9 protein-coding genes and 1 pseudogene are annotated in these 14,250 nt (G+C 65.7%); 2 read left to right on the top strand and 8 right to left on the bottom strand.

The window, feature by feature from the left end; genetic code table 11:
- Positions 1 to 105: 105 nt before the first annotated feature.
- From pcaG to pcaF, 4 genes are all read right to left on the bottom strand, one after another.
- Positions 106 to 708, bottom strand: coding sequence for a protocatechuate 3,4-dioxygenase subunit alpha (pcaG, locus tag X268_RS31290; RefSeq protein ID WP_128928514.1), 603 nt, complete (start codon positions 706 to 708; stop codon positions 106 to 108).
- A gap of 1 nt (position 709) precedes the next feature.
- Positions 710 to 1,411, bottom strand: a complete 702-nt coding sequence (gene pcaH / locus X268_RS31295) for a protocatechuate 3,4-dioxygenase subunit beta (RefSeq protein WP_128928515.1) — start codon at positions 1,409 to 1,411, stop codon at positions 710 to 712.
- Between the two features lie 118 nt (positions 1,412 to 1,529).
- Positions 1,530 to 2,423 (bottom strand): dioxygenase family protein, encoded by an 894-nt coding sequence (locus tag X268_RS31300; protein ID WP_128928516.1) that lies wholly within the window; start codon positions 2,421 to 2,423, stop codon positions 1,530 to 1,532.
- 117 nt (positions 2,424 to 2,540) lie between these two features.
- Positions 2,541 to 3,749, bottom strand: coding sequence for a 3-oxoadipyl-CoA thiolase (gene pcaF, locus X268_RS31305; RefSeq protein ID WP_128928517.1), 1,209 nt, complete (start codon positions 3,747 to 3,749; stop codon positions 2,541 to 2,543).
- Between the two features lie 283 nt (positions 3,750 to 4,032).
- Here pcaF and mutS point away from each other — a divergent pair, with 283 nt between their 5' ends.
- Positions 4,033 to 6,771, top strand: a complete 2,739-nt coding sequence (gene mutS, locus X268_RS31310) for a DNA mismatch repair protein MutS (protein ID WP_128928518.1) — start codon at positions 4,033 to 4,035, stop codon at positions 6,769 to 6,771.
- Between the two features lie 28 nt (positions 6,772 to 6,799).
- Here mutS and X268_RS31315 read toward each other — a convergent pair whose 3' ends face one another.
- The 4 genes and pseudogenes from X268_RS31315 to X268_RS31335 form a co-directional block, all read right to left on the bottom strand.
- Positions 6,800 to 8,476 (bottom strand): methyl-accepting chemotaxis protein, encoded by a 1,677-nt coding sequence (locus X268_RS31315; RefSeq protein ID WP_128928519.1) that lies wholly within the window; start codon positions 8,474 to 8,476, stop codon positions 6,800 to 6,802.
- A gap of 391 nt (positions 8,477 to 8,867) precedes the next feature.
- On the bottom strand, positions 8,868 to 9,677 hold the full coding sequence (locus tag X268_RS31320) for a hypothetical protein (RefSeq protein ID WP_128928520.1): 810 nt from the start codon (positions 9,675 to 9,677) through the stop codon (positions 8,868 to 8,870).
- 180 nt (positions 9,678 to 9,857) lie between these two features.
- A complete protein-coding gene (locus X268_RS31325; protein WP_128928521.1) occupies positions 9,858 to 10,367 on the bottom strand; it encodes an OsmC family protein in 510 nt (169 codons plus the stop codon).
- Positions 10,368 to 10,522: 155 nt separating this feature from the next.
- A pseudogene (locus X268_RS31335) lies at positions 10,523 to 11,214 on the bottom strand (ABC transporter substrate-binding protein); the annotation flags it as partial.
- 193 nt (positions 11,215 to 11,407) lie between these two features.
- Between X268_RS31335 and X268_RS31340 the strand changes: the two are divergent.
- Positions 11,408 to 14,197 (top strand): [protein-PII] uridylyltransferase, encoded by a 2,790-nt coding sequence (locus tag X268_RS31340; protein WP_128928522.1) that lies wholly within the window; start codon positions 11,408 to 11,410, stop codon positions 14,195 to 14,197.
- The last annotated feature ends 53 nt before the right edge of the window (positions 14,198 to 14,250 follow it).

A 14,250-nucleotide genomic window follows, 5' to 3' on the forward strand; every position in this document is an offset into this window, starting at 1 on the left:
ACGTGAAAAGAATGTTTGAGCCTGATGGGGCGACGCAGCGCCGGTTCGGATGCCCCGAACGAGAAATGCGTGCCGAGGAGCAGGCCCTCCCGGCACGCCCTGCCTTCAGACGTCGAAGAACACCGTCTCGTTATCGCCCTGGAGCCGCAGATCGAGCCGATAGACCGGCTTTCCCGCCTCCCGCACGGCGGTCAGCGTGGCGCGGCGATCGCTGGGCACCAGCGCCAGCACGGGATCGCCAGCGTTGCCGGCCTCGTCGCTGAAATAGATGCGGGTGTAGAGATGCCGCAGCATGCCGCGGCCGAACACCGCAAGCAGTATGTGCGGCGCCTGGGGCTTGCCGTCGGGATCCGGCACCGCGCCCGGCTTGATGGTCTCGAAGGAATAATTGCCGTCCTTGTCGGTGCCGCAGCGGGCAAAGCCGCGGAAGCTCGCATTCGGCAGCGCACGCTTGTCCTGCGGGTCGGCAAAGCGGCCTTGCGCGTCCGCCTGCCAGATCTCCAGCATGCAATCCGGCACGGCGACGCCGTCACCGTCGAACACGCGGCCTTCGATACGGATGCGGTCGCCCGTCACGTCGGGCGTGAGCGTCGAGCTGGTGAACGCATCGTTCCAGGCGTACTCGCCGGTCGGCGTCAGGCCGTATTTGAAGAACGGACCGACGGTCTGCGATGGGGTGATACCGTCAGGCTTCACAGGCTCTTGCACTTTAGTGGTTCTCCATAGGCGTAGCGTTCTTGCCGCGCAGCACGATGTCAAAGCGGTAGCACAGCGCCCATTCGGGCTGGGTATTCTCCAAGTCGAACGAGGAAACCATCCGCGCCCGCGCCTTCTCGTCCGGCACCGAGTTGAAGATCGGGTCGAATGGAAACAGCGGGTCATTCGGGAAGTACATCTGCGTCACCAGGCGCGTGACGAAGGAATGACCGAACACCGACAGATGGATGTGCGCCGGCCGCCACGCATTGTGGTGATTGCCCCAGGGATAGGCGCCGGGCTTGATGGTGACGAAGCGGTAGTAGCCGGACGCATCGCTCACGGTGCGGCCCGCGCCGGTGAAATTCGGATCGAGCGGCGCCGGATGCTGGTCGCGGACATGGACGTAACGGCCGCAGGAATTGGCCTGCCAGATCTCAACGAGCGAGTTCGGCACGCCCCGGCCGTCCTCGTCGCGCACATGGCCGTGCACGATGATGCGCTCGCCGATCGGCTCGCCCCTGTGCTGGGTGGTCAGATCGTTGTCGCCCTTGCGCACGGTCTCGTGGCCGTAGACCGGGCCGGTCAGCTCCGACAGCGTATGGCGCATCGGAATCAACGGCTTGTTCGGTGCGCGTTTGATCGAGCTCTTGTACTCGGGCGACAGCGGCAGCGGATGCGCCTTGTTGCTGTCCACGGGATAGATGAATGTCATTTGGCGAACTCCTCCCCGGCCATTCTTGCTCCCGGCCGGCCAACTTCCGCCAATCATTATAGGATATAACTAATTTGGGGAAGCGGGTTTGGCGGGCGTGCCGCGCCTGCCAGCCCCGCTATCTGATCGGCGGACGCGGCAATACGGCCTCCCCGGCTTCGAGCCGGTAGGTGTGATCGAGCGAATACCAGGGTGCGATGACGTCGCGCGCGGTCGGATGCGGCGTGTCGTGGCGCTGGAACTTGCCGATCAGCGCCTGCGTCACTCCGAACTGCACGTCGCTGTCGATATGCGGGTCGGCGGGATCGTAGACCTGCGAGATCAGCACCTTGAATCCCGCCTTGAAGATCAGGGCGTGCAGATGCGCGGGCCGATAGGGATGCCGGCTCTGCGCCTCGAGCAGGCGGCCGACCACGCCATTGGTCGGAATGGGATAACCGACCATCATCACCGAGCGGAAGGCGAAGCGTCCATCCTGATCGGTCGTGAACTTGCCGCGCAGGTTCATGTCGGCCTGCTCGGGGTCCTGGTTCTCGTAGAGGCCGACCGGCGAGGCATGCCAGACATCAACCTCGGCGCCGGCAACCGGCCGACCATCTTTGTCGACGACGCGACCCTCGACGAACAGCGGCGCACCTGGCGTCTCGGAACGGACGATGGAGCCACCGTTCTCCACGCGCGGCGAGTTCAGGCGCCAGAACGGCCCTAGCAGCGACTGATCGGTCTCCGTGTTGCCCTGATCGCCATTGTTGAGCAGGCACACCAGCGGCGAGACGCCGAGCGATCCCGCCATCAGCACCACCTCGTTATGCGTGTCGGTGGTCAGCTTGCCGAGCTCGGCGATGACCGCGGTGGCATCGCGAAACTCCTTCTCGGTCAGGCGGACATCGCGGACAAAGGCGTGGAGGTGCTTGACCAGGGAGACCATGATCTGGCGCAGCCGCGGATCGGTTGTCCGCTCCATCACCGCCAGCGCCGCGGCCGTGACGTCCTGCTCGCGCTCGATGATCATGCTGCCATTCTCTCCCTGTCATTCCGGGGCAGCCCGACAGGGCTGAACCCGAAATCTCGAGATCCCGGATTCCGCTCTAACGAGCGGCTCCGGGATGACGGGACGCTACGCGTCCCGTCAGTTCACCTTCTCGATCGCGACCGCCACACCCTGTCCGACGCCGACGCACATGGTGGCCAGCGCCAGCTTGCCGCCGCGCTTCTCCATGCCGTGGACGGCGGTGAGCGCAAGGCGCGCGCCGCTCATGCCGAGAGGATGGCCGAGGGCGATGGCACCGCCATGCGGATTGACGAAATCCGCATCATCCGCGACGCCGAGCTGGCGCATGCAGGCGATGCCTTGCGAGGCGAAGGCTTCGTTGAGCTCGATCAGGTCGAAATCGCTAATCTTCTTGCCGAGGCGTTCCATCAGCTTGCGGGTCGCGGGCACCGGGCCGATGCCCATGATGCGCGGCGGCACGCCGGCCGAGGCAAGGCCGAGGATGCGCGCGCGCGGCGTCAGGCCATGCTTCTTCACGGCCGCTTCGGACGCCAGGATCATGGCGGCAGCGCCGTCATTGACGCCGGAGGCGTTGCCGGCCGTGACTGTGCCGGGGTTGCGCACGATCGGCTTCAGCTTTGCCAAGCCTTCCAGCGTGGTCTCAGGGCGCGGATGCTCGTCCTTGTCCACCGTGATCGGACCGGCTTTGCCGCCAGGAATTGTGATGGGCGTGATTTCTTCCGCGAAATAGCCCGCCGCGATCGCAGCGCCTGCCCGCTGCTGCGAGCGGATGGCGAAGGCGTCCTGGTCGGCGCGCGAGACCTGGAATTCCTCGGCGACGTTCTCGCCCGTCTCCGGCATCGCATCGACGCCGTACTGCGCCTTGAGCAGCGGATTGATGAAGCGCCAGCCGATCGTGGTGTCGAAGATCTCGGCCGAGCGCGAGAAGGCCTCCTGCGCCTTGCCCATCACGAAGGGCGCGCGGGTCATCGACTCGACTCCGCCGGCAATGGCGAGCTCGATCTCGCCGGAGCGGATGGCGCGGCCCGCAGCGCCGACTGCATCGAGACCGGAGGCACAGAGGCGGTTCAAGGTGTGGCCGGGAACCGAATCCGGCAGGCCTGCAAGCAGCAGTGCCATGCGCGCGACATTGCGGTTGTCCTCGCCGGCCTGGTTGGCGCAGCCGAAGAAGACTTCGTCCACCTGCGCCCAATCGAGGTTGGGGTGCTTGGCCATCAGCGCCTTGATCGGGGCGGCGGCGAGATCGTCGGCCCGCACCTTGGCGAGCGAGCCGCCAAAGCGGCCGATCGGGGTCCGCACGGCATCGCAGATAAAGACGTCACGCATCGTTGTTCTCCCTGAATGCCGCGGTTCGGCCAAATTCTTCAATGTCGGCGGAGTTTTAGGAGGGCGCCCGCGGCAGGTCAATTGACGGTTTCGCGGGCTGAGCATTCCGCCCTCGCCGTCATTCCGGGGCGCGCCACTTGGCGCGGGCCCGGAATCCATTGATCCACGCGATTTGCGGCCCGATGGATTCCGGGCTCGCCCTTCGGGCGCCCCGGAATGACGGCGTGGAAAACCGGCCAAACCGATAGGACCACGGGACGAAATTTTGTAGGTTGCGCCGCCCATGACCATGCAACAGCCGATACCTGTCCCGCCCCCTGACGGAGCGCCGGCACCGCAGCCGGAAGCCGCCGCGCGCGTCACGCCGATGATGGAACAGTACCTCGAGATCAAGGCGGCGCATCAGGGCCTGCTGCTGTTCTACCGAATGGGCGATTTCTACGAACTGTTCTTCGAGGACGCCGAGATCGCCTCCAGGACGCTCGGCATCGTCCTGACCAAGCGCGGCAAGCATCAGGGCGCCGACATCCCGATGTGCGGCGTGCCGGTCGAGCGCTCCGAGGATTATCTGCACCGCCTGATCTCGGCCGGCCATCGGGTCGCGGTCTGCGAGCAGACCGAGGACCCTGCGGCAGCGAAAGCGCGCGGCAACAAGAGCGTGGTCCGCCGCGGCGTGGTGCGGCTGGTCACGCCGGGCACGCTGACCGAGGACACGCTGCTCGATGCGCGTGCCAACAATTATCTGCTCGCGATCGCGCGGGCGCGCTCATCCGCCGGCGGCGACCGCTTCGGCCTCGCCTGGATCGACATCTCGACCGCCGAATTCATGGTCACCGAGTGTTCGGGCGGCGAGCTCGCCGCGACGCTGGCGCGCATCAACCCGAACGAGGCCATCGTCACCGACGCGCTCTATAACGACAGCGAGCTCGGACAGACCCTGCGCGAGCTGCCGGCCGTGACGCCGCTGACCCGCGACGTCTTCGACGGCGCCACCGCCGAGAAGCGGTTGTGCGACTACTTTGCCGTCGCGACCATGGACGGCCTGTCCCAGCTCACGCGCCTCGAGGCCACCGCGGCAGCGGCCGCCGTCACCTATGTCGACCGCACCCAGGTCGGCAAGCATCCGCCGCTGTCGCCGCCGACGCGCGAGGCCTCGGGCGCGACCATGGCGATCGACCCGGCCACACGCGCCAATCTCGAGCTGACGCGGACGCTCGCGGGCGAACGACGCGGCTCGCTGCTCGACGCGATCGACTGCACCGTGACGTCGGCGGGCTCGCGCCTGCTTGCGCAGCGCCTGGCGGCACCGCTGACGGACGCGCCCGCAATCGCGCGGCGGTTGGACGCGGTCAGCACTTTCGTTACCGATTCCGCCGCGCGCGAGGACATCCGCAGCATCTTGCGCGGCGCGCCCGACATGTCGCGGGCGCTGGCCCGTCTCTCGGTCGGCCGCGGCGGCCCGCGCGACCTTGCCGGCCTGCGCGACGGCATCATCGCCGCCGACCAGGTGCTGCTGCGACTTTCCGAGCTTGACCAACCGCCGCAGGAGATCGCCGCGGTGATGGCGGCGCTGCAGCGGCCGTCGCGCGAGCTCGCTGCCGAGTTGGCGACGGCGCTCGACGAGCAGCTGCCGCTGATCAAGCGCGACGGCGGCTTCGTGCGCCAGGGCTATGAGCCGGCGCTGGACGAAGCGCGCAACTTGCGCGATGCCTCGCGCCTGGTGGTCGCCTCGATGCAGGCCCGTTACGCGGACCACACCGGCGTCAAGGCCTTGAAGATCCGCCACAACAACGTGCTCGGCTATTTCGTCGAGGTCACCGCCCAGCACGGCGACAAGCTGATGTCGGCGCCGCTGAACGCCACCTTCATCCATCGCCAGACGCTGGCGGGCCAGGTGCGCTTCACGACATCTGAGCTCGGCGAGATCGAGGCCAAGATCGCCAATGCCGGCGACCGTGCCCTTGGACTGGAGCTCGAGATTTTCGAGCGGCTGTCGGCAAAGGCCATGGCGATCAGCGACGATCTGCGCGCCGCCGCCCACGCCTTCGCTCTGCTCGACGTCGCGACCTCGCTCGCAAAGCTCGCCGTCGACGATCATTACGTGCGGCCCGAGGTGGATGACTCCCTCGGCTTTGCGATCGAAGCCGGCCGTCATCCCGTGGTCGAGCAGGCCCTGAAGCGCAACGGCGAGCCATTCATCGCCAACGCCTGCGACCTGTCGCCGGCGCCGGCGCAAAAGTCCGGCCAGCTCTGGCTGCTGACCGGTCCCAACATGGCCGGCAAATCCACCTTCCTGCGCCAGAATGCGCTGATTGCCCTGCTGGCGCAGATCGGCAGCTTCGTCCCGGCGACACGCGCGCGGATCGGCATCGTCGACCGCCTGTTCTCGCGCGTCGGCGCCGCCGACGACCTCGCCCGCGGCCGCTCCACCTTTATGGTGGAGATGGTCGAGACCGCGGCGATCCTCAACCAGGCCGGCGAGCGCTCGCTCGTGATCCTGGACGAGATCGGCCGCGGCACCGCCACCTTCGACGGCCTCTCGATCGCCTGGGCGGCGATCGAGCATCTGCACGAGAGCAACCGCTGCCGCACGCTGTTCGCGACGCATTATCACGAGCTGACCGCGCTCTCGGCCAAGCTGCCGCGGCTATTCAACGCCACCGTGCGGGTGAAGGAGTGGCAGGGCAACGTCGTGTTCCTGCACGAGGGGCTGCCGGGCTCGGCCGACCGCTCCTACGGCATCCAGGTGGCAAAACTCGCCGGCCTGCCGCCGGCGGTGATCACGCGCGCCAAATCGGTGCTCTCCAAGCTGGAGGCACAGGATCGCGGCCAGACCGCGCGCGCGCTGGTGGACGATCTGCCGCTGTTCGCCGTGCCCTCGCGCGCCGCGGCTGAAGCCGCGCCGCCGAGCGAGGCGGAGCTGCTGATGGAAGCCGTGAAGGCGCTGCACCCCGACGAGATGTCGCCGCGGGAGGCGCTCGATGCGCTCTATGCGCTGAAGGCCAAGCTGCCGAAGCAGTAAGCGATGCCGTAGATTCCAACCGCCTGGCTTACGCCCTTGCCGCGATCGCAGCCGCTTCCGCGGCGGCGCGCTGCATGCTGGTCGACATCTCGTTCGTCACCGTGCTCTGCTCCTCGACGGCGGCCGCGGTCGAGGTGACGTATTCGCTGACGTTGTTGATCGCCTGCTTGATCGAGCTGAGCGCGCTGACGACGTCGCCGGAGATGCCGTTGAGGCTGCCGATCTCCTGGCCGATCTTGTCGGTGGCCTGCTTGGCCTGGTTGGCGAGGCTCTTCACCTCGGAGGCGACCACGGCAAAGCCGCGGCCGGCCTCGCCGGCCCGGGCGGATTCGATCGTGGCGTTCAGCGCCAGGAGGTTGATCTGGCCGGTGATGCTGTTGATCATCTCGACGATGCCGCTCATCGACTGCGCCGCCTCGGTCAGGCGCTGCGCCTGCGCGTCGGCCGCGGCGACCTGGTCCACTGCGCTCATCGCAGTCTCGCGGGATTTGGTCATCGCCTCGGAGATCTCGCGCACCGAAGCGTTCAGCTCCTCCGACCCCGCCGCGACCGATTCCATCATGCCGCGCACGCGCTCGTTGCCCATCCGGACCAGCACCTGCCGCGTGGTGTCGGTGGCATATTTGACGACCTTGAACGGCTTGCCGTTGAGATCCAGGATCGGATTGTAGGACGCCTGGATGTAGACCTCCTTGCCGCCTTTGCCGATGCGCTTGTATTCGGCCGCCTGGTACTGACCGCGGTTGAGTGCCGCCCAAAACTCGCGATAGGCGGCGCCGTCGCGCTCGCTGGGCTCGACGAACATGCTGTGATGCTTGCCCTTGATCTCGGCCAGCGAATAGCCGAGCGCGCTGAGGAAATTGGCGTTCGCGGTGATGATCGTGCCGTCCATGTTGAATTCGATCACGGCCTGGGCCTTGTCGATCGCCGCGATCTGACCGGCGAGATCGGCGTTCTTCAGCTTCTCCGCAGTCACGTCGGTCGCGAACTTGACGACGCCGTACGGCTTGCCGGCCTCGTCGAGCAGCGGATTGTAGGAAGCGAGAATCCACACCTCCTTGCCGCCCTTGCCGATGCGCTTGAACTCGCCAGCCTGGTAGTCGCCGCGGTTGAGTGCGGCCCAGAACTCGCGATAGGCCGCGCTGTTGCGGTCGGCCTCGGCCACGAACAGGCTGTGATGCTTGCCCTCGATCTCGGCCAGCGAATAGCCGAGCGCCTTGCAGAAATTCTCGTTGGCGGTGACGATGGTGCCGTCGAGCTTGAACTCGATGACCGCCTGGGCTCGGCTGATGGCGGCGATCTTCGACGCATCCGTCATGCTCCGCATCTTCTTCGCGGTGATGTCGGTCGCGATCTTGGCGACCATCACCGTCTTGCCATTGCCGTCGAGCACTGGATTGTAGGCTGCTTCGATCCAGACCTCGCGACCGCCCTTGCCGATCCGCTTGAACTCGCGGGCCTGACACTCGCCACGGTTCAACGCAGCCCAGAACGCCTTGTACTCGGCGCTGTCGCGCTGGTCGGCCGGCACGAACATGGAGTGATGCTTGCCCTGGATCTCGTAAAGCCGATAGCCCAGGGCGTCGAGAAAGTTCTTGTTGGCCGTGATGATCGTCCCATCCAGATTGAATTCGATCATAGCTTGGGAGCGGCCGATCGCATCGAGCCGGGCTTGTGCATCTATCTGGGACTTGCGACCGAACATCAAACAATCTCCATCTCGAAATGACGTGGACAGCTGTTAGGGGAAGTGACCGTCGCGGCAAGACAGCCGTACTCAAACTACAATTCCCGCGAGTCCCTGCACTCGGATGCAGCTCGGACGAGTTCGCGCCGATGACAGCGGAGCGGGTACGCAGCATCATTCGTACGGGAAAAGCTCGAACAAAGTTCTAATTCTACTGTCGGGAATTCGACGGGGATGAATCAGCCCGCCCACGCGAGAGCCGCCGGAGCGCGGACTGAAACAGCTCGGCAGGATTTGGAATGATGCTTCTCATTCAACGGGTTGGGAAAGATGCCTGGTCACTGGCTGACGTGAACTGAACGTGCCGCATTCGGCTTTTCGCGACGCCCGGTCACGCATGTCCGTAGTCTCACGGCGTCGGCCGCGCCTTGCGCATCGCGCGCCGACCAATTCCCCACAGCGTCAGGTTCCAGGTGACGCAAGTGCCGAGCGCGAGAGTCAAACCGACGACCGAGCCGTACGACACCACCGCGACGTGCAGAACAGCGATCGCCGCGCCGAATCCGAGCAGGCCCCAGGCAGAGTTGGCGAGCACGGCCGCGGTCGGCGGGCCGCCGATGCGCGGATGCAGGATCACCATGATGCTGGAGAAGACCACGGGATATAGCGCGATGATGCCGCTGATGCGCGGACCGACCCAGCCCGAGGTCGAAACGACGATGGCGACGAGCGTCGCGACCAGTGTTGCTCGCATCGGCACGTCGTACCAGCGGCGCGTCACCAGCGGCATTTTGACATGGCGGTAGCCGGCCAGGAGCGGAATGCAGATGCCGAAGGCGATCAGGTGGGCGGCAAGCCCCGCCGTGAGCGGCCAGTCGAACTGGCGGATGATCGATGCAAGCACGATCCACACCGCGACCGCGCTTCCACAACTCACCAGAAGATTGTTCCGCTGCGCCAGCACGACATAGGTGAGGCACATGAAGATGGTCGCCGCATTGATCGGCAGGCTCGCCAGCGCACCCTGGGCGATGAAGGCGGCGTCATGATCGATGGCGAGGAAGACGTAGGACGGACCGGCCGAGATCGGCAGGGGCGCGACCAGCGCTCCGATCACCGGACCCGCGCGCTCGGTGATGATCGACGCCGTCACGACGAACGTCGCGGCGATCGCCATGCGCAGGAGCAGGAAGAGAATGAAGTGGAGGTCGGGGGACATTTTTGGCTTCTTACCCTCCCCTGGAGGGGTAGGGTCGGCTCATATGGAGCGGAGCGAAGTATGAGACGGGGTGGGGTGACAGTCTCTCGACCGAGACAGTGCGCGAATGGAGAGATCACCCCACCCCGCTCGCGCTACGCGCGATCGACCCTCCCCCTCCAGGGGAGGGGTTTTAGAGAGTCACATCCTCTGCATCGACACCGAGACCTTCGGGCCATTCTTGATGGTCTGGTAGACCACGCAATAGCGCTCGGTCAGCTTGAGCAGGAGATCGAGCTTGTCCTGCGGCGCCGGCGTGTCGACCTCGAAGCGCAGGCGGATCTCGGTGAAGCCGACCGGGGTCTCCTTATCGATGCCGAGCGTGCCGCGGAAATCGAGATCGCCCTCGGCATAGACATTGCCGGTCTTCAAGGGCACCTCGATCGCGGTCGCGACCGACTTCAGCGTGACGCCGGCACAGGCGACCAGGGCTTCGAGCAGCATGTCGCCGGAGCAGAGCTCGAGGCCGGAGCCGCCAGTGGCCGGATGCAGGCCTGCCATTGCGATGGCCCGGCCGGTCTCGATCTTGCAGGCGATACCCTCACTGTCGGTGGAGCCCTTGGCCTTCAATGTGATGAGCGCGGTCTTGGGATCGGCCTTGTAGCGCTCCTTGATCGGAGCCTGCATCTGGCGCAGCTCTGCAGCGTCCATTTTCGTTCACTCCCGGAAAAATCGCTTCTCGATGTACCGGCTTGGCGGCGAATTGTCACCACCACATGGCCTGACCGGGACCCTGGGTTGCGTCACGGTCGGGCACGCTGCGGTCGAGTGACGTCAGCACACTTCGTTTGAAATTCCCGAACAGCGGCTTCCTCGTAAACCGTGAGCACGCGGCGAGCTGCGTCCGGATAGTCTTTCAAGAACTGCTCGCGCACATTGAGGATTGCCCCAGGTGTTGGCGTCGGCCTCGCGGTAGAACCGCTTTGCGCCCTCCTCGGCCTGGGCCATCCTCGGGTCGAGGCCGGCCCAGGCATCGACATCACCGCGGATCAACGCGGTCTTGCCGTCGCCGTGCTGGAGCAGCACCGCCGCGATGTCCTTTTCGGTGAGGCCGGCACCGAGCAGCGCGCGCACAGGAAGATGTGCGGATCGGTGCCGCGCGTCACCGCGACGCGCTTGCCCTTGAGATCCGCGACATCAGCGATTTTTGCAGTCCTCGCCCGTCACCAGCGCGGTTCATTCAGGGCGCGAATAGACGCAGATCGACTTGATGGGATGCTGATCTTGGCGACCAGCGCCGCCGAGCCCCTGATCGCGCCGAAATCGATCGAACCGGCATTGAGGAATTCGAGCGTCTTGTTGGAGCCGCCCGACGGCACCCAGGTGACGGTGATACCGTCCTTGGCGAACTCCTTCTCCAGCCCTTCTGCTTCATGACCATCGACACCAAATTATAGGTCGCCCAGTCGATGCGGATTTCCTTGAGCGGATCCGCTTCCTTTCCCGCAGGAATCGCGGCGAGCGCAGCCGCCCCTGCCAGCAGGACGCGTCGTGAAATGGTCGCGCCCGAGCCATCGACAATTTCATTGTTTTTCAACGAGTTATATCTAGATATCAACGAGAAGATCCGCCCCTCGAAAGCCCGTCGGCCGAGAACCGATTTGCGCGAAGCCACAGCTTTCCAGCATGGAACGACTATTGCCAGAGAATGGCGGGGGACAGCGCCTGCCACCTCTTATATCCGGTGAGACATGGACAGCGTCGCGACTGAGCACAAGGCCGAGGTGGATGATCGTTTCGACACCGCGCGGATCACCGCCGCGGTCGATGCGCTTGCCGAAAAGCATCAGGGACGCGAGGACGCGTTCCGCACGGCCATGGCGCAATTGCTCAAGGCCGAGCTGATCGCGGCGCGCGCCGCGGCCCAGGAAATCCTCTTGAAGGACCGCCACGGCCGTCGCTGCGCCGAGCGGTTGTGTCACGTCCAGGACGAGATCATCCGCATCCTGTATTCGGCGGCGACCCGGCATCTCTACCGCTCGCCGATCCCGAGCGGCGCCGAGCGCATGGCGGTGGTCGCGACCGGCGGCTACGGCCGCGGCCTGATGGCGCCCGAGTCCGACATCGATCTCCTGTTCATCCTGCCCTACAAGCAGACCGCCTGGGGCGAGCAGGTCGCCGAAGCGATCCTGTATTGCCTCTGGGACATGGGGCTGAAGGTCGGCCACGCTACGCGGTCGGTGGACGAGTCGATCCGGCAGGCGCGCGGCGACATGACTATCCGCACCGCGATCCTGGAGACGCGCTTCCTCACCGGCGACAAGCCGCTCTATGACGAGTTGGTCGCGCGCTTCGACAAGGAGGTGGTGCAGGGCACCGCGTCGGAATTCGTCACTGCAAAGCTCGCCGAGCGCGAGGAGCGGCATCGCCGCGGTGGCCAGTCGCGCTATCTGGTCGAGCCCAACGTCAAGGACGGCAAGGGCGCCTTGCGCGACCTGCACACGCTGTTCTGGATCGCCAAATATGTCTACCGCGTGCGCGACACCAGCGAGCTGGTCGAGCGCGGCGTGTTCGACGCGCAGGAATACCGCACCTTCCGCCGCTGCGCCGATTTCCTCTGGTCGGTGCGCTGCAATCTGCACTTCTACTCCGGCCGCGCCGAAGAGCGCCTCTCCTTCGACCTTCAGCGCGAGATCGCGGTGCGGCTCGGCTACACCTCACATCCCGGCATGCAGGACGTCGAGCGCTTCATGAAGCACTACTTCCTGGTCGCCAAGGAGGTCGGCAATCTCACCGCCATCCTCTGCGCCAAGCTCGAGGACCAGCAGGCCAAGCCCGCGCCGGTGCTGAGCCGGATGATGGCGCGGCTGCGGCCGAGCGCGGTGAAGCGGCGCGTCCCCGACAGCGACGACTTCATCGTCGACAACAACCGCATCAACGTCGCCGCGCCCGACGTCTTCAAGCACGATCCGGTCAATCTGATCCGCATCTTCCGCCTCGCGCAGAAGAACAACCTCGCCTTCCATCCGGATGCGATGCGCGACGTGACGCGCTCGCTGGGCCTGATCAACGCGCAGCTCCGGGAGAATCCCGAGGCCAACCGGCTATTCATGGAGATTCTCACCTCCAACGACGCCGAGACCGTGCTGCGGCGGATGAACGAGACCGGCGTGCTCGGCCATTTCATTCGCGCCTTCGGCAAGATCGTCTCGATGATGCAGTTCAACATGTATCATCATTACACCGTCGACGAGCACCTGATCCGCTGCATCGGCTTCCTGCAGGACATCGAGCGCGGCGGCGTCGAGGAGTTCGCGCTCGCCAGCGACCTCATGCGCAAGTCCCGGCCCGAGCACCGATCGGTGATCTACATCGCGACGCTGCTGCATGACGTCGCCAAGGGCCGGCCGGAGGACCACTCGATCGCCGGCGCCAAGGTCGCGCGCCGGCTCTGCCCGCGGCTCGGCTTCAGCCCTGCCGACACCGAGCTCGTGGCCTGGCTGATCGAGGAGCATCTGACGATGTCCACGGTCGCGCAGTCGCGCGACCTCTCGGATCGCAAGACCATCGAGAACTTCGCAGCGGTGGTGCAGTCGGTCGAGCAGATGAAGCTGCTGACGATCCTGACCACCGCCGATATCCGCGGCGTCGGCCCGGGCGTCTGGAACGGCTGGAAGGCGCAGCTCTTGCGCTCGCTCTATTACGAGACCGAGCCAGTGCTCACCGGCGGCTTCTCGGAGGTCGACCGGGGAAAACGGCTTGCGTCCGCCCACGCCGAGTTCCGCATGGCGTTCGCCGAATGGCCGGCGGACGAGCTCGATGCCTATATCGGCCGGCACTATCCGGCCTATTGGCTCAAGGTCGAGCTGCCGCGCAAGATCCGCCACGCCCGCTTCGTCCGCTCCAGCGAGCAGGCCGGCCACAAGCTCGCGATCAATGTCGGCTTCGACGAGGTGCGCGGCGTCACCGAGCTGACGATCTTCGCGGCCGACCATCCCTGGCTGCTCTCGATCATCGCCGGCGCCTGCGCCTCAGCCGGCGCCAACATCGTCGACGCCCAGATCTACACCACCACCGACGGCCGCGCGCTCGACACGATCTCGATCTCCCGGGAATACGACCGCGACGAAGACGAGGGACGGCGCGCCACCCGCATCGGCGAGATGATCGAGGACGTGCTGGAAGGCAAGCTGCGCCTGCCGGAGGTGGTGGCGCGGCGCACCGTGCGCAGCAAGGCAAGACCCTTCGTGATCGAGCCGGAAGTGACCATCAACAACCAATGGTCCGACCGCTACACCGTGATCGAGGTCTCCGGCCTCGACCGCCCCGGCCTGCTCTACGAGCTGACCACGGCAATTTCGAAGCTCAATCTCAACATTGCATCGGCCCACGTCGCGACCTTCGGCGAGCGCGCGCGCGACGTGTTCTACGTCACCGACCTCCTCGGCGCGCAGATCAACGCGCCGACACGCCAGGCCGCGATCAAGAGCGCGCTGACCCATGTGATGGCCGGCGACAAGGCGGTTCAGCCGGCGGCGTAGCGGGCAGTCGCGCGTCTCTCTCCGCTCGTCATTCCGGGGCGCCGCGCAGCGGC

The sequence above is a fragment of the Bradyrhizobium guangxiense genome, assembly GCF_004114915.1.
Classification (GTDB): Bacteria; Pseudomonadota; Alphaproteobacteria; order Rhizobiales; family Xanthobacteraceae; genus Bradyrhizobium; species Bradyrhizobium guangxiense.